We start from the raw sequence: 16765 nt of genomic DNA, 5'->3' as shown, positions 1-16765 counted from the left end.
CCACGGGCCCTGCCCGTTCTGCCGGTCCCGCCGCTGAGGCGGGTGCCCCGGCGGACGCGGCCGCACCGAGCGGTTCGGCGGGGGAGGGTGGGAGCGGATCGACGCCGGAGGCCGGGCCGGCCCGGGGGAACGGGTCGGCGGAGGCGGCCGGTTCGGCGCCCGGGCGCCGGGTCCAGGTCGTGCTGGTCGACGACCACCGCATGTTCCGGACGGGCGTGCAGGCGGAGATCGGGCAGACGGAGAGCACTGGTGTCGAGGTCGTCGGGGAGGCGGCCGACGTCGACCAGGCGGTGGGCGTCATCACGGCCGCGCGACCCGAGGTGGTCCTCCTCGATGTGCACCTTCCGGGTGGTGGCGGCGTCGAAGTGCTGCGCCGGTGCGCCGGGTTGATGTCCGACGTCGAGCGGCCCGTCCGCTTCCTCGCTCTCTCCGTCTCGGACGCGGCGGAGGACGTCATCGGTGTCATCCGGGGCGGCGCCCGGGGGTACGTCACCAAGACGATCACCGGTACGGATCTGGTCGACTCGATCTTCCGCGTCCAGGAGGGCGACGCGGTGTTCTCGCCGAGGCTGGCCGGCTTCGTCCTCGACGCCTTCGCCTCCACGGACGCCCCGCCCGTCGACGAGGACCTGGACCGTCTCACCCAGCGCGAGCGTGAGGTCCTTCGCCTCATCGCCCGTGGCTACGCGTACAAGGAGATAGCCAAGCAGTTGTACATCTCCGTCAAGACGGTGGAGTCCCACGTCTCGGCGGTGCTGCGGAAGTTGCAGCTCTCCAACCGGCACGAGCTGACGAGGTGGGCCACGGCACGACGGCTGGTGTGAGACCGGGGCCGGGTGCGTGGTGGTGAGGTCCGCCGGCCCTACCGCTTGAACCGGTCCGGCCGGTCCGGTGGTTCCGGCGACGGGTTCACCGCCACGGCCTTGAAGAACGTGTAGTGGAACGTCCCGTCGTCCGCCGCCGTTCGGCGCAGGTCGGTGATGCCACGGTCCCAGTCGGACGGCGTCATCAGGCCCGCGGCCAGAGCGTCCTCCCGGATGGACTCGATCATGGCGATGAATGTGTTGCGAGTGAAGCCGTTCACCAGGGTGGGGCGGGAGCGGTCGGCGTAGACCGTGCGGGGGTGGACGGTGACGTCCTCGTAGCCGGATTCCGTGAGGAGGGGGTGGAGTTGACGGCCGATGAGGGCGTTCCCGCCCCCGTCGGCCTGGAGGTGGATCTGGCAGTCGATCGCGGCGCGGGCGTAGGCGCTGTCGGGGTGGAAGAACGCGGAACCGTGGTCGCCCTCGATGACCGTGAGGCTGCCGCCGGGGCGCAGGACGCGGCGCAGGGCGGTGAGCGCCTGGCGCGGGGCCGCCAGGTGTTCCAGTACGAAGCAGACGAAGACGTGGTCGAACTCGGCGTCGTCGAAGGGGAGCTCGAAGAGGTTGGCCTGGGTCCACGTCACATGGGCGCCCGGTGCGTGAGCCGTTACCCGGGCGCGGGCCTGGGTCAGCGAGGACGCCGAGACGTCGACCGCCGTGAAGTGGGCCTCCGGGCTCGTCGTCACCAGGTGGACGGTCTGGGCCCCGACTCCGCAGCCGACCTCCAGGACCTTGCTGCCCGCCGGGTACGCGGTGTCGCTGTGGAGCAGCGTCGCCAGGGTGTCGGCCTGGTCTCCGAGCCGGCGGGTCTCGTAGGGGGAGTAGCCGTGGACGTAGTCGGGAGGCAGGGGTGCGGAAGCGGTCATGGAGTGAGCGTCGTTCGACAATGGTCCCGTGGACAGAGCCAAAGTGATGTCTGACAAGGGGGCCAAAGAGAGTTCCGGCGCCGACTTCCTGCAACTCGACATCCGGGACGCTCCGTCCGGTGGGCGGGCCGAGTGGCTGGCAGGGCGGCTGCGGCGCGCGATCGCAGACGGACGGCTGCCCGTCGGCAGCCGGCTCCCCGCGACCCGGGTGCTCGCCGCCGAACTGCGCGTGTCCCGCGGCCTGGTGACCGAGGCGTACCAACGGCTCACCGAGGACGGCCACGTGGCCGGGAGGGGACGCAACGGGACGGTCGTCGTGGCGGCGCCCGCGCTCCCCATCACCGCGGCACGGCACCCGTCACCGGCGGCCGACCGGTTGTTCGCCGCGCCACCCGGTGACGACGTCTTCGACGCCGTTCGCTCCGTACCCGCCCGGATCGACCTCTCGCCCGGCGTTCCCGACCTCACCGCATTCCCGCGGGCGGCCTGGCTCCGTGCTGAGCGGGCCGTGTTCGGTGAGTTGGTTCCGAGCGGTTTCGCGTACGGCGATCCGCGGGGGACACCGGAGTTGCGACGGGCCGTGGCGGGATGGCTGGCGCGGTACCGGGGGATTCGGGCGAACCCCGACGAGGTGCTGGTCGTGGCGGGAACCGCGCAGGCACTGGCGCTGATCGGACAGGTGCTCCGGGAGGACGGCGTCGAGGAGATCGCCGTGGAGGAGCCCGGGTCGCTCGGTGTGCGGCAGCATCTCCAGCGCCAGGGGCTGCGCACACCGCCGGTTCCGGTGGACGGCCAGGGCGTCCGCGTGTCCGAACTCCGGGCAGAGGGAGCCGTGTTGCTCACTCCGGCGCACCAGTTCCCGACCGGGGTCGTGCTCGGGGGCGCGCGGAGGCGGGAGCTCATGCGATGGGCGGGGGAGGGCGGGCTGATCGTGGAGGACGACTACGACGCGGAGCACCGTTACGACCGCCCGCCCGTGCCCGCGCTGCGGGCGATGCTGCCGGAGAGGGTCTGCTACGCGGGAAGCGTGTCCAAGGTGCTGGCGCCCGCCCTGCGTACGGGATGGGTGGTGGCGCCACCGCGCTACCGGGACGCCCTCGTGGCAGCCAAGCGTTTCGCCGACCTGGGGAACCCCGCGCTGCCCCAGCTCGTCCTCGCCCGGCTGATGGAGTCCGGTGAACTGGAGCGGCACCTACGGCAGTTGCGGCACAGGCACCGGCGGCGCCGGGACGCGATGATCGTGGCGATACGCGACCACCTGCCCGGAGCGGTGGTCCACGGCGCCGCTGCCGGGCTCCATCTGCTGATCACCTTCGGGGGGCCGGACGGGACAGCGGCGGCGCGGAGACGGAAGGAGTTCGCCGACACCGAGCTGGCGGCGGCCTCGCTCGCCCGGGGCGTCAAAGTCCACCCCCTCTCCTGGCACCGCCAGAGGCCGGGCCCGCCCGGCCTCCTCCTCGGCTACGCCGCCTCTCCGGCCACGGCGGTCGCGGAGGGGGTGGCGACGCTGGGCGAGGTGCTGCGAGAACTCGGCGGAGTCCACTGACGTCCTAGTTCCAGGAAACGATGGCCGCCTGGTCGACCCAACAAGGCGTCGCCGGCAAGGAGTTGGATATGGACGCACAGGACGCGCACAACGCACAGGACATGCAGGACACGGCCAAGAGGCTGCGGGCGATCAGTGACGAGCTGGCGGACCGTTTCTACGAGCGGGCCGACGTGGTGCGGACGCTGGTGGTGACGCTGCTGGCCGGACAGCACTCGTTAGTGCTCGGCCCGCCCGGGACGGCGAAGTCCGAGATGGCGAGGGAGCTCACCGGCAGAATCGAAGGGGCTGCCTACTGGGAGATCCTCCTGTCGAAGTTCACCGCCCCGACGAGGATGTTCGGTCCCATCGACGTCGCCGCGCTGGCCCGGGGCGAGTACCGCCAGGTCTACGACGGCCGAGCGACGACGGCGCATGTGGCGTTCATCGACGAGATCTTCAAGTGCTCCACTGCGGCGCTGAACGAGACGTTGGGCTACCTCAACGAGCGGCTCTACCACCCCGAGAACGGCGGCGAGCCGATCCGCTGCCCCCTCATCGGAGCCATCACGGCGAGCAACGAACTGCCCGGGGAAGAGGACGCGGCCGCCATCTACGACAGGCTGCTGGTGCGGATCGAGGTCGGGTACCTGGAAGACCCCTCGAACTTCGCCGCACTCGTCCGCTCCGCCGTCAGCCGCCCGGCGGCACCCAGCCGGACCACGGTCGAGCTGGCCGCCCTGCAGCACGCCGTTACCGAGGCCGTCCCGGCCGTGGACGTCCCCGACCTGATCGTGGACGCGGTGTGCACGCTGCGGGCCGCCCTGCGCCGCAAGGAACTCGTCGCCTCCGACCGCCGCTGGCGGCAGGCAGTGGGCCTGCTCCAGGCGTCCGCGTACCTCGATGGCCGCCCGGCGGTCGCCGAGACCGACCTGGCGTTGCTGACCCACGTGCTGTGGGACTCGCCCGCCGAACGCCCGACCGTCGAGCGCGAGGTGCTGCACCTGGTCAACCCCGACGCCAAGGAAGCGCTCGACCTTGCCGACACGATCGACGAACTGGAGGCCCAGCTCGACGCCATGGCGGGGCAGTCCCGTGAGGCGCTGAGCGACTGGGTCATCAAGAAGGCCCACAACAAGCTCGCCACGGCGGGGAAGCGGCTGGAGAAGCTGCGCGAGGAGGCGGCGAGCGCCGGCCGCTCCACCGCCGCCATCGACCGGGTCACCGGACGCCAGCGGGCCGTTCGCGCCCGCGTCCTCACCGAGGCCCTCGGCGTGGACGCGAGCATGGTGCAGGCCCAGCTCTGAACACCGGCGGGACGGGACCACGGACAGGACATCGCAGGGCACGGCCGTGGCAGGACATGGACAGGCAGAGCGCGGACAGGCAGAGCGTGAACAGGCAGGGCATGGACGGGCAGGGCATGGACAGGACTCCGAGCACGCTCGACGAGTTGGCGAGCGGGGCCGGGAAGTGGCTGGGCCTCGCGTCCGCCGCCGCTCCCACGCGGCACACCGCGGCCGTGGTCGCGGACCGGTTCGACCGGATCACATGGCGCGACACCTACGAGCAGTCGGCCGGACTGCGCGATCTCGCCGAGGAGCTGAACGAGCGCTACGACTGCGCGACCGACCTCCTGACCGACGTGTTCCTGGCCGCCTACAAGGCCCGCCCGCGGTTGCGCGAGCGCGAGGAGATGGACCCCTCCCGCCTGGTCAACCACCAGGTCATCAGCTGTCTGGTGGAGTCACTGGAGTTCGCCGAACTGCGCCGGGAGACGGCCGGTGACCCCTACGCCGCCGCCATGGCCGTGCTCGCCCAGGCCACCGTACTGCGGGGGCTGCTGGAGCGCTCCCGGCAGGCTCTGGAGCAGTCCGAGCAGGCGAAGAAGGCCCAGCAGAACGCCGAAGACGCGGCGACCGCCGTGAGCGAGGCGCTCCAGCAGGCCGCCGACGATGCGGACTGGTCCGACGGGGCCGGCGCCGTGCGGGCCCAGGCCGCCAACGCCGTACAAGAGGCGACGGCTCAGGCCGCAGACGCCGTACAGGAGGCGAGGGCTCAGGCCGCCCACGCCGTACAGGAGGCGATCGAGGCCGCCGAGGCCGCCGACGCTGTTGTGCGGCAGGCCACCCAGGACGCCGCGCAGGCCCTCGCGGCGGCGGCCCCCGGTGTCCGTGTCGCCGCGCGGAACGCGGCGGCGAAGGCCGCCGAGGCCGTGCGGGAGGAGGCCGCGCTGATGCGGGCCTGGGGCGTCGGTAGCGGCGAGCTGGAGCGGATGCCGTTCGACCAGCGCGCCCGGCTCGCCGAACTGCTGCGCACCGGCCGTCTCGCACAGTGGGCCGAACTGATCGGCCGCTTCCGGCAGATGGCCGGCGGTGAGCGCGCCCGCAAGGTGGAGAACGCCACAGGGGAACTCGTCGGCGTCACGCTCGGCAACGACCTCTCCCGCGTCATCCCCTCCGAGCTGGCGGCTCTCGGCGTGCCCGAACTGCGCGCGGTGTTCGCCGTGCGCTACGCCGCGGGGGAGCTGATGCTCTACGACAGCCAGGGGGAGCAAACCACCGGCCAGGGTGCCGTCATCGCGTGCGTGGACACCTCGCACTCCATGTACGAGGCGGGGCCCGGCGGGGTCACCCGGGAGGCGTGGGCCAAGGCCTGCGCCCTGGCGCTGCTGGACCAGGCCCGCCACGCGGGGCGTGACTTCGTCGGCATCCTGTTCTCCGCCGCCGACAAGATCCAGGTCTTCCGCTTCCCGGGCGGCCGGCCCGCCGGAATCGACCGGACCCTCGACTTCGTGGAGACCTTCCTCGGCGGCGGGACCAGCTACCAGACGCCGCTGACGGCGGCCGCCGAACTGCTGGAGGAGGAGTTCAACGACGCCGCCCGCCGACGCGGCGACATCGTGATGATCACCGACGACGACTGCGGCGTCACCGAGGAATGGATGCGCGGCTGGAACGACGCCAAGCGCCTGTTGGGCTTCCGGGTCTTCGGCGTGGTCGTCGGCGCCCCGCGCGTCGGCGACGCCGGTTCGTTCCTGGAGGCCCTGTGCGACAACCTCCGCTCCGTCGAGGACCTCACCGACGTCCACGCCGCCGCCGGCCTCTTCCGCGTGATCTGACCCGCCGTTCCCCTGCTTCAGTTCGGAGGCTCAGACCACCCGCGTAGCCCCCGCGAACGGCATCTCGTCCACCGGCGCGACCCGCACCGGCGCCCCCGGGCGGGGTGCGTGGACCATCTGCCCGTTCCCCGCGTAGATGCCCACATGGCTGACCCCGGAGTAGAAGAACACCAGGTCACCGGGCAGGAGCTGGGAGCGCGCGACGCGCTGCCCCGCGCCGATCTGCGCGTACGTCGTCCGGGGCAGCGAGACCCCGGCCGCGCGGTACGCCGCCTGTGCGAGCCCCGAGCAGTCGAAGGCGTCGGGACCGGTCGCGCCCCACACGTACGGGCTGCCGAGCTTGCCGTACGCGTACGAAAGGGCCGCGGCCGCCCGTGGGTTGGGCGCCTGGGCGGTGGAGGGGGCCGCCGGGAGGGGGCCGAGGTCGCGCGCCGTGGCTCCGGACCGCGATGCGCGCCCCGCGCCGCCCGCCGCGTCCAGTCGCGCCCGCTCGCCCTCCGGCAGCCGCGCCAGCAGACGCCTCGCCTCGCCCAGCTTTCCGTTGATCGTCCGCTTGTGCCGCTCCATGGCCGCCTGCCGGGACGCGAGCCGCGAGAGTTCGATGTGCGCGGCACCTCGCAGTTGCTCGATCTCCCGCAACTGCGTGCGTGCGCTCGCCACGTCCGACGCCTGACGGCTGCCCATCCGTTCCGCGAAGGCGGCACCGTCCAGGTACGCGTCCGGGTCGTCGCTCAGCGCGAGCCGCACCGCGGGGTCGATGCCACCCTCGCGGTACTGCGCCGCCGCCATGGAACCGAGCTTCTCGCGCGACGAGTTCAGCTCCTCCGTCCGGCGCGCCGCCTCGTCCCGCAGGTCCTCCAGGCGCTCCCGTGCCTCGCCGGCCCTCTCCCGCGCGCCGTTGTACCGCTCGGTCGCGACCTCAGCCTCCTCGTACAGCCTGTTCACCTTCGCCTGGGCCTGCGCCGGTGTGCGTTGCGGTTCGGCGTGCCCGGTGCCGTCGAGGCCGGCCGCGCCCGCCGCGCCCGCCAGGGCGATCGTGAAGGCGGTACGAGCCGTGTTGCCGCCGAGGAGGCGCTGTCGGGGCCTGCGGTGCGCTGGCAAGTGGGCGTCACGTCCTTTCGTACGACGCGACCGAGACGGCCTGTGGGCCGGGACCACCGTGGGGGTCGGCGGTCGCGCGTCCGGCGGCGGCCCGCACAGGGGGAGCGAGCCGCCGCCGGACCTCTCGGCGGAGGTGTCCGGCTGCCGCCCCTGGTTCGGGCGGCGGTGGGGAGCCGGTCACCTGGGGGAGGACGGTAAACCTGACGGTGTCCGCTCGGTAACGCTATGTGCGGAATTGGTGTGGACGGACCGTCGGGTGACCGTATGCGACCGCGATCCCCGCCTGGCGTCACCGACTTCACGCAGAGCGATGACCGATGCGGTGGTTATGCGCCAACGGGTGGCCGAGCGGTGCTATGGAGGCGCAGATGGCGCCTATCTGGCGCCTATGGCGTCTATCTGGAGGCGCATATGGAGGCGCGCAGACGCAGCCCATGCTCGGCGGCGGAAGCCGGGGCCCCGGTGCCCGGCCGGGCGAGGGCTCCTGGTTAGGCTCCGGCTCCATGGACGTACTCATCCATCTCTTCGTCGCCCTGCACATCATCGGCATAGCCTCCCTCCTGGGCGGATTTCTCACCCAGGTGAAGGCGATGGGTCAGGGGGCGGCCCGTTTCGTGCCCGCCATGCTGCACGGCGCGCTGACGATGCTCATCACCGGCGCCGTCCTGGTAGGCCTCAACCAGGCCGACGATCAGCCGGTCAACAACATCAAGATCGGCGTGAAGCTGGCCCTGCTGGTCGTGATCCTCGGGCTCGTCTATGTGAAGCGCGACGAGGAGCGGGTGGAGAAGGGACTGTTCGGCCTCGTGGGCGCCCTGACCACGGTGAACATCTTCATCGCGGTGCTCTGGACCTGACAGCCACCAGTCCGGCCCTGGCCGTCGGCGAGAAGCCGAGCGCCGACCAGGGCCGGAGGGGTGGTCGTTACGCCGACCGTTACGCCGGCCGCACCACGCTGTGGATCGCCGACTCCCCGTCGTAGAAGATCGACTCCTCGCGGACGTAGGCCCCCGGCTTGGGCGCGTGGATCATCATGCCGTTGCCGATGTAGAGGCCGACGTGGCTGATGTCGTCGTAGAAGAAGACGAGGTCACCGGGTCGGGCGTCGGCGAGAGCGACGGTCCTGCCCGCGTTGACCTGGTCGTACGTGGTGCGCGGCAGGTCGACGCCGGCGGCCTTCCAGGCGGCCTGGGTGAGGCCGGAGCAGTCGTACGAGTCGGGGCCGGTCGCGCCCCAGACGTAGGGCTTGCCGATCTGGACGCGGGCGAACGCGAGGGCCTTGGCGGCCTTCGTGGCGTAGGTGGAGTCCTCGGCCGGAGCCTCGACCGTGGAGGTGCTGCCTGCTGTCTGCTCCTGCGCCGCCTGCTGCTGCGCGGCCTGCTGCTTCTCCGCCTCGGCCGCCTGCTGCCGCGCCAGCTCCGCCGCCCGGCGATCGGCCTCCTCCTGCTTCTCCTTCTCGATCGCCGCGAGGCGGGCCTTCTCCTCGGCGGTCAGCTTCGTCAGCAGCTCACGGGCCTCGGTGAGCTTCGTCTGGACCTGCGCCTTGGACGACTTCAGCGTGGCCTGGGAGTCCGTGAGCGACGCGAGGCTCTCGGTGGCCTCCTGGCGCTTCTGTGCCGTCTCCGTCTGCTGCGTGATGTAGTCGTCGACCACGTCCTTCTGACGTTCCGTCAAGCGGTCCATCAACTGGGTCTGGTCGAAGTAGTCCTGCGGGTTGTCCGCCAGCAGCATCGCCGCCGTGTCCGGGGAGGCGGCGCCCGTCCGGTACTGGGCGGCGGCGAACGAACCCAGCCGCTCCCGGGCCTCGTTGAGCTTCTCCGTGCGCTGGGCGACATCGTCGAGGAGCGTGGAGACACGCTTCTTCTGCTTGGTCGTCCTCTCCTCGGCCGCGTTGTACTTCTCGGTCGCCGACTCGGCCTGGCGGTAGAGGTCGCCGACCTTCTTCTCGACCTCTTCGAGGCTCGGTTTGTCGTCGGTCGAGGGCGCGGCGTTCGCCGTCTGGGAGAACAGGGCCATGGACGTCAGTGCCGCCGTCGCCAGGGCGGGCGTCCGTATGCCTGTGCGCGTCCGGGCAGGACGCGGCTTTCGGTGCGGCGCCATGAAAGGCGGGCTCCTTCCGTTGTCCGCCTACCGAGTTAGCTGTCGGGTTCGGGCGCTTGCGTCGGAAGGTGTGCCCTACGGTCCGTGCCGCGTACGGCAGGTGGACCGATTCACCCCAAGGTCGGTGGGTCCCCGGCTCCGGCTCCCGTGAGGGTGCGCCGGACTCGGCGGAGGACGCCCGGCCCGGCGACGTTCGCCGGTTGTGTCGAGCGGCCCACAAGAACGCTAGCCAACTCGTGTGGCCTCTGTGAAGGTTGATGCGCGATATGCCCGATACGTTTTCGTGACCTTGACTCAGGACGTCGCGGATCGTGGCGAATCCAAGGGGATATAGGGGGACTCGTTCGTGGTGCGAGCTCTGCCCTTCTTGGCTTCTTTGGTGGTGAACGGGTGTTTTGGTGGGCGAGGTGACACGTGCGCTCACGCGTGCTCACGTGTGCGGCACGGTCACGAGTGGTGACGATGCGAACCTGGACGGTGAGGATCGCCCCGGCGATCGGCTCCGGAAGATCGCCGACCGGACGGGGAGAGGGTCGAGTTCGCGGGGTGGCCCCTCGCTGTCGGTGGGGCGGCCTAGACTCGGAGAGCGATGAGCAGCCTCTTTGACGACAGCTTCCTGGCGGACCTCAAGGCCCCGCGGGCCCACGAGGAAGAGCCCCCGCCGCCGCCCGAGGACGAGCACGTGCCGGAGCCCGTTCCGGACGACCTGTTCGGCGGCCGGTTCGACGTGCCACCGGACAGGGACGCGTACTACCGCGACGGCGCCCCGCGCCCCGCGGTGGACCCGGCCACGCTCCTGGAGGGGCTGAACGAGAACCAGCGTGCGGCAGTCGTCCACTCCGGCTCGCCCCTGCTCATCGTGGCCGGTGCCGGCTCCGGCAAGACCCGCGTGCTCACGCACCGCATCGCCCACCTCCTCGGCGAGCGGCACGTCCACCCGGGCCAGATCCTCGCTATCACCTTCACCAACAAGGCCGCGGGCGAGATGAAGGAGCGCGTCGAGCAGCTCGTCGGCCCGCGGGCGAACGCGATGTGGGTGATGACGTTCCACAGCGCCTGCGTGCGGATCCTGCGGCGGGAGAGCAAGAGGCTCGGCTTCACGTCGTCCTTCTCGATCTACGACGCCGCCGACAGCAAGCGGCTCATGGCGCTGGTCTGCCGCGACCTGGACCTCGACCCCAAGCGCTTCCCGCCGAAGTCCTTCAGCGCCAAGATCAGCAACCTCAAGAACGAGCTGATCGACGAGGAGGACTTCGCCGCCCAGGCCACCGACGGCTTCGAGAAGACCCTCGCCCAGGCGTACGCGCTCTACCAGTCGCGGCTGCGCGAGGCCAACGCCCTCGACTTCGACGACCTGATCATGACGACGGTCAACCTGCTCCGCGCCTTCCCCGACGTCGCCGAGCACTACCGCCGCCGCTTCCGCCACGTGCTCGTCGACGAGTACCAGGACACCAACCACGCCCAGTACGCCCTCGTACGGGAACTCGTCGGCACCTCCGAGCACCCCGTGGACGTGCCGCCCGGCGCGGACGACCTCCAGCCCGCCGAGCTGTGCGTCGTGGGTGACGCCGACCAGTCGATCTACGCCTTCCGCGGCGCCACCATCCGCAACATCCTCCAGTTCGAGGAGGACTACCCGGACGCGACGACGATCCTGCTCGAGCAGAACTACCGCTCCACGCAGACGATCCTGAGCGCGGCCAACGCGGTCATCGAGCGCAACGAGTCCCGCCGCCCCAAGAACCTCTGGACCAACGCCGGAGAGGGCGCCCGCATCACCGGCTACGTGGCGGACACCGAGCATGACGAGGCACAGTTCGTCGCCGACGAGATAGACCGTCTGACGGACGCGGGCGACGCGAAGGCCGGCGACGTCGCCGTCTTCTACCGGACGAACGCCCAGTCCCGTGTCTTCGAAGAGATCTTCATCCGCGTCGGCCTGCCCTACAAGGTCGTCGGCGGCGTCCGCTTCTACGAGCGCAAGGAGGTCCGGGACGTCCTGGCCTACCTCAGGGTCCTGGCGAACCCGGAGGACTCGGTCCCGATGCGCCGCATCCTCAACGTCCCCAAGCGCGGCATCGGCGAGCGCGCCGAGGCGATGATCGACGCCCTCGCCCAGCGCGAGAAGATCAGCTTCTCGCAGGCCCTGCGCCGCGTGGACGAGGCGTACGGCATGGCGGCCCGCTCCACGAACGCCGTCAAACGGTTCAACACGCTCATGGAGGACCTGCGCACGATCGTCGACTCGGGCGCCGGCCCGGCCATGGTCCTGGAGGCGATCCTCGAACGCACCGGCTACCTGGCGGAGTTGCAGGCCTCGACCGACCCCCAGGACGAGACCCGCATCGAGAACCTCCAGGAACTCGCCGCCGTGGCCCTGGAGTTCGAGCAGGAGCGCGCCGAGGGCGAGGCGGGCACACTCGCCGACTTCCTGGAGCAGGTCGCCCTGGTCGCCGACTCCGACCAGATCCCGGACGAGGAGGACGGCGACGGCGTCATCACCCTGATGACCCTCCACACCGCCAAGGGTCTGGAGTTCCCGGTCGTCTTCCTCACCGGCATGGAGGACGGTGTCTTCCCGCACATGCGCGCCCTCGGCCAGACCAAGGAACTGGAGGAGGAGCGGCGCCTGGCGTACGTGGGCATCACACGCGCGAGGGAACGGCTCTACCTGACCCGCTCGACCCTGCGCAGCGCCTGGGGCCAGCCGTCGTACAACCCTCCGTCTCGCTTCCTGGAGGAGATCCCGACGGCGCACCTGGACTGGAAGCGCACCGGCGCCCCCGCGGCCCCGGTGTCCTCCGGACCGGCCTCGGGCATCGCCGCCTCCCTGTCGTCCTCCCGCTCCCGTTCGTCCGCCGCGGGTGCCTCCGGCTTCGCGACGCGACGCGCCACCGAGAAGCCGGTCGTCTCCCTGGCCGTCGGCGACCGCGTCACCCACGACCAGTTCGGCCTGGGCACGGTCGTCGGCGTGAAGGGTACGGGGGCCAACGCCGAGGCGACGATCGACTTCGGCGACACCAAGCCGAAGCGGCTGCTCCTGCGGTACGCGCCGGTGGAGAAGTTGTAGGGCGAGTAGGGCGAGGTGCACGGTCACGGACACGAGTCGGGCCCCTGCTTCCCGCAGGGGCCCGGTCTTGTCCGTGCTGTGGGATGAGTGACGTGACGCCTGGACGCGGTGCCGTCGGGAGGGGGATTACGTCGGGTCGAGCCCGTGGCTCCGCAGCCACGGCAGCGGGTCTATCGCGTCGCCGCCTCCGGGATGTACCTCGAAGTGCAGGTGCGGGCCGGTCGAGTTACCGGAATTGCCGGAGTACGCGATCATGTCGCCGGCCTTCACCGTCGTCCCCGAAGGCACCTTGTACGTGGAGAGGTGGCAGTACCACGTCTCCGTACCGTCCTTGGCGGTCACGATGACCATGTTGCCGTAGGCGCTGTTCCACTGTGTCCGTACGGTTCCGTCGGTCGCCGACATCACCGGCGTGCCGTACGACACCGGGAAGTCTATGCCGGTGTGCACGGACATCCAGTTGATGCCGGACTGCCCGAAGTACGCGCTGAGCCCCCGCTGGGCGACCGGGAGCGCGAACTTCGGCCGCAGGCGCTCCTTGCGCGCCGCCTCCGCCGCCGCCTGCTTCTTCTCGGCCTCCTGCTGTGCCTTGAGGTCGATGCGCTCCTGGGTCCGGCTCGCGCGGTCGGCGAAGTCGTCCGCCCCGGCCGAAAGGCCTTCGAGCTGGGTGTCGAGCTTGTTGTTGGCGGTGGACGGCTTGACCGGGACCGCGTCCGACGCGGCGGCGGTCGTCCTGTTGACGTCGTCGTCCCCACCGCCCACGGAGGCGGCGGCGATTCCCGCGACCCCCATGACACAGGCCGACGGAACGGCGATCGTCAGTACGGCGGAACGCTTCGCCGGGCCGGAACGCTTCGCCGGAGCGCGACGACGCGAACGCTGGGCGGCGCGGGCCGCCGCCCGGCCGGAGCCGCTGGGGGCACCGGACGCGCCGGACGCCGCCGAGGCGAGCGGAGTCGCGGACGCGGTCTCCTCCTCGTCGTCCAGCAGCGCGGAACGGTCCGCTCCGTGTCCGTCGGTGCCGGCTCCCTCGAACTCATCCTCCGTGGCGACGGGTTGCCCGTCGTCGTAGGGGTTGATCTGCTCGAAGGCCGAGGTCGCCTGCTGGTCGAAGGCGTCCGGGGAGGGGTGCTCGTACCCGTCGGCCGACGTCTGCTGCTCGTAGCCCTCGTATGGCTCGTAGGCCTCGTACGGCTCATAGGCGTTCGCGTCGTGATCGCCGGAGGCGCCGTCGCTGTTCCACTGCGTGGCGTCGTAGACGCCGGTGTCGAAGAGCTGCGCGCCCGTCCACTGCTGGGTCTGGTCGGACTGCCCCAACTGGCTTGCCTGACCGAGCTGATCGGCCTGCAGCCATCCGTTCGCGTCCCACTGGCCGGTCGCCTCGGGGCTCTGCGACTGGGTGGGGATCTCGCCGAGGCCGTGGTAACCGGTCGCCCAGTCGCCGGAGTCGTAGCTGCCGGTGTCGTAGGCGGTCTGGTGCTGGGCCGCGTACGGGTCGTAGTTCAGCGTCTGCTGGCTGCCCGTGGACCACTGCGAGGAGTCGTACGAGCCGGTCGCGCCGTCGCCCGGCATGTCACCGAAGAGGGGATCGGTCTCGAAGGTCGAGGTCTCGAAGGCCGCGGTCGCGAAGCCCGTGTCGGTGGTGACGGTGGTGTGGTGACCGGTGTCGAATCCGGTGGCGCCGTAACCGTCGTACGTGGTGAAGTCGCCGTACGAGGCTTCCTGGTGGCCGTACGACGCGTAGTGCGCCGAGTCGGCATCGGAAGCCGGGGCCGGGGGAGTGGCAGTCCCCGACGGGTGACGGTCGTTCACCAACTTCTCTTTCGCCTCGACAACAGGGGCTGGCAGAGCAGTGCGGCGACTGTACCCGGCGGTATGCGGGCGCGACAATCTTCAACGGGTTTCACGCTCGCAGGAAACGGGCATTCGAGCGTCTTTCGGCGGACTATGGACCCAGCCTTGGCCTTGTGTTCGACGCGCGTTCGAAAGAGTGCGGTCGGGTGGGCTGTCGCGTGGCGGTACCGGTGATGGTTCGATCCCCGAGTCGCGGCTCGACTCGACCGATTCTGCCGGTTTTTCCGCCGCTTTTGAGCGATTAGGCCACGGTCAGGCCCCCTGCGGGGGTTCCCGCCGCGGGAGTCGTCTCGTCGAGGTCGAGTGCCTGCCGTATCTCCGCGGCGACGGTGGGGTGAACGGGCAGGGCGAGGTGCCCGATGCCGCTCACCCGTACATTTCGCACGGCCAGGTCCGGATGCTCGACGCAGGCGGTCTCCAGCGGGTCCATCAGGTGGTCGAGATCGCTCCAGAAGGCCACGAACCGCGTACGGCAGTCGGGCGCCGGCTCGCGCAACTCCTCGAGTACCGACGAGCCGGGGCGCATCTGGCGCACGATGGGGTGCGCGTCGGCCAGCGGGGCCACACGCGTGCCTCCGTGCGGAGTGCCGAGCGTGACGAGTGTGCGCACGCGGAGGTCGCCACCGAGCCGCTGTACGTAGTACCGCGCGATGAGCCCGCCGAGGCTGTGCCCGACGATGTCCACCCGCTCACGGCCCGTGCGCTCGCAGATCTCCTCTATGTGCCGGCCGAGCAGCTCGGCCGCGGTGCGGATGTCACAGGTGAGGGGCGAGTAGTTGAGCGACTCGATCTGCCGTCGGCCGTGCTGGGCGAGCGAACGGCGCAACAGGACGAACACGGACCGGTTGTCGATGAATCCGTGCAGCAGGACCACCGGGGGCTTCGCCTCGGCCGGCAGGGAGGCGGTGGCGTCGTCAGGGGCCGAAGGGATGGGGAGGGCGCGGCGCTCCTGGATGATCCCGGACGGGTAGAGCAGCAGATGCCCGGCGAGGATCGCGAACTCCAGGGCGGTCGCCTTCAGGAGGGTCACCGACAGCCCTGCCAGCCTGACGGGCCAGAGACGCTGGCAGAGCGGTAGAAAGGGCAGTGAAGCCCGGGTGACCTTCATGGCCGACCTCCCGTCGGCACGTGGGAGGACGTCCCTGTCCCCCGCTGTGCCCTCGTGGCGAGCCCCCGCGGAGGTGGGCGACTGGTGCGAGTGCGGCGTGTGCGACGCGTGGGGCGTCGGTGGCGCGACGGGGCTGCGTGTCGTGCAGGCGACGCGACATCCCGCCGTCCTCACGGCACAGGCTGTCCCGGACTCCGTACGACCGTGATTCCCCGCTTCCTTACTCGTGCCATCGCCGAAGCGCCTCACCTCCGCCGCCGTCTCCCGCCGGTGGAGCGGTGGTGCGGCCACCTCGTGGCGGCTCTCCTTGCGCACGCCCCGACCGTGACGCCCGCGTCCCGGTACGTGCGGCCCGATGCCGCCCGCCTTCCGTGACGCGTGTGCCGCGGTGACTCGGAACCGTGCGCGGCGAACGTATGTATGTGATTTCCCCCTCGGTCTCCACCGCGAAACTGCCGGTTGCGGGATGCTGGCGATAACGTTCGTTCACTTCCCCGGTCGGTGCGGTACGGGGCGCCTGGGCCCGCGGACGCATTCGGCGTCGTGGGCGGCGGTAGAACCGATATGTGCGGTGTGCGTGCCGTGTACACAGTCCGTACGGTGTGTGGCTGTACGTACTGTGGTGGTTCGTGTGCCGTACGTGTCGTGACGTTCGGTACGGGTTCGGTGCAGTCGTTTGATGGAGGCAGTGATGGGTGTGGCAGCCGGTCCGATCCGCGTGGTGGTGGCCAAGCCGGGGCTCGACGGCCACGATCGCGGGGCCAAGGTGATCGCGCGGGCGCTGCGCGACGCCGGCATGGAGGTCATCTACACCGGCCTCCACCAGACGCCGGAGCAGATCGTCGACACCGCGATCCAGGAGGACGCCGACGCGATCGGCCTGTCCATCCTCTCCGGTGCCCACAACACGCTCTTCGCGGCCGTCATCGAACTCCTCAAGGAGCGGGACGCGGAGGACATCAAGGTCTTCGGCGGCGGCATCATCCCCGAGGCCGACATCCCGCCGTTGAAGGAGAAGGGCGTCGCCGAGATCTTCACCCCTGGCGCCACCACCGCGTCGATCGTGGACTGGGTCCGCGCGAACGTGCGGCAGCCGGCGGAGGCGTAGTCCTTCGGCCCCTCGGCCCCTCGGCCCCTCGGCCTCTCGGTGAGCG

The 16765-nt window shown here is 70.8% G+C and carries 11 protein-coding genes, 1 pseudogene and 1 riboswitch; of the genes and pseudogenes, 7 read left to right on the top strand and 5 right to left on the bottom strand.

Translation table 11 applies throughout. The features are described from left to right. Positions 1-140: 140 nt before the first annotated feature. Positions 141-824: pseudogene (locus tag AB0959_RS22375) on the top strand (response regulator transcription factor); the annotation flags it as partial. Positions 825-862: 38 nt separating this feature from the next. Here the strand turns inward: AB0959_RS22375 and AB0959_RS22370 are convergent. Next, entirely contained in the window at positions 863-1729 is an 867-nt protein-coding gene (locus AB0959_RS22370; RefSeq protein WP_366828200.1) for an L-histidine N(alpha)-methyltransferase, read from the bottom strand. Positions 1730-1775: 46 nt separating this feature from the next. On the opposite strand from AB0959_RS22370, the gene AB0959_RS22365 reads away from it, so the two are divergent. The 3 genes from AB0959_RS22365 (at position 1776) to AB0959_RS22355 (ending at position 6375) form a co-directional block, all read left to right on the top strand. Further along, a complete protein-coding gene (locus tag AB0959_RS22365; RefSeq protein ID WP_366828198.1) occupies positions 1776-3275 on the top strand; it encodes a PLP-dependent aminotransferase family protein in 1500 nt (499 codons plus the stop codon). Positions 3276-3343: 68 nt separating this feature from the next. Continuing rightward, positions 3344-4561 (top strand): AAA family ATPase, encoded by a 1218-nt coding sequence (locus tag AB0959_RS22360; RefSeq protein WP_366828197.1) that lies wholly within the window; start codon positions 3344-3346, stop codon positions 4559-4561. A gap of 116 nt (positions 4562-4677) precedes the next feature. Then, the gene (locus AB0959_RS22355) at positions 4678-6375 is read left to right on the top strand and encodes a VWA domain-containing protein (RefSeq protein ID WP_366828243.1); all 1698 of its coding nucleotides are present in this window, start codon (positions 4678-4680) and stop codon (positions 6373-6375) included. 30 nt (positions 6376-6405) lie between these two features. On the opposite strand, the gene AB0959_RS22350 is transcribed toward AB0959_RS22355, so the two are convergent. Further along, positions 6406-7476: an NlpC/P60 family protein gene (locus AB0959_RS22350; protein ID WP_366828196.1), complete on the bottom strand. Its 1071-nt coding sequence runs from the start codon at positions 7474-7476 to the stop codon at positions 6406-6408. Between the two features lie 503 nt (positions 7477-7979). On the opposite strand from AB0959_RS22350, the gene AB0959_RS22345 reads away from it, so the two are divergent. Then, positions 7980-8333, top strand: a complete 354-nt coding sequence (locus tag AB0959_RS22345) for a hypothetical protein (protein WP_366828195.1) — start codon at positions 7980-7982, stop codon at positions 8331-8333. 79 nt (positions 8334-8412) lie between these two features. Here the strand turns inward: AB0959_RS22345 and AB0959_RS22340 are convergent, their stop codons facing one another. Beyond that, a complete protein-coding gene (locus AB0959_RS22340; protein WP_366828194.1) occupies positions 8413-9576 on the bottom strand; it encodes an NlpC/P60 family protein in 1164 nt (387 codons plus the stop codon). 8 nt (positions 9577-9584) lie between these two features. Continuing rightward, a riboswitch (cyclic di-AMP (ydaO/yuaA leader) is annotated at positions 9585-9756 on the bottom strand. A gap of 409 nt (positions 9757-10165) precedes the next feature. Between AB0959_RS22340 and pcrA the strand changes: the two genes are divergently transcribed. Then, positions 10166-12649, top strand: a complete 2484-nt coding sequence (gene pcrA, locus AB0959_RS22335; RefSeq protein WP_366828193.1) for a DNA helicase PcrA — start codon at positions 10166-10168, stop codon at positions 12647-12649. A 126-nt stretch (positions 12650-12775) separates the two neighbouring features. Here the strand turns inward: pcrA and AB0959_RS22330 are convergent, their stop codons facing one another. Beyond that, positions 12776-14461: a M23 family metallopeptidase gene (locus tag AB0959_RS22330; RefSeq protein ID WP_366828192.1), complete on the bottom strand. Its 1686-nt coding sequence runs from the start codon at positions 14459-14461 to the stop codon at positions 12776-12778. 283 nt (positions 14462-14744) lie between these two features. Continuing rightward, a complete protein-coding gene (locus tag AB0959_RS22325) occupies positions 14745-15611 on the bottom strand; it encodes an alpha/beta fold hydrolase (protein ID WP_366828191.1) in 867 nt (288 codons plus the stop codon). 691 nt (positions 15612-16302) lie between these two features. Here AB0959_RS22325 and AB0959_RS22320 point away from each other — a divergent pair. Continuing rightward, positions 16303-16719, top strand: a complete 417-nt coding sequence (locus AB0959_RS22320) for a cobalamin B12-binding domain-containing protein (RefSeq protein ID WP_366828190.1) — start codon at positions 16303-16305, stop codon at positions 16717-16719. Positions 16720-16765 lie beyond the last annotated feature (46 nt).

It is taken from the genome of Streptomyces sp. NPDC046862, from assembly GCF_040704615.1.
Taxonomy (GTDB): domain Bacteria; phylum Actinomycetota; class Actinomycetes; order Streptomycetales; family Streptomycetaceae; genus Streptomyces.
The sequence above is the reverse complement of the archived record's forward strand: the minus strand, read 5'-3'. Positions and strand labels throughout refer to the sequence as shown.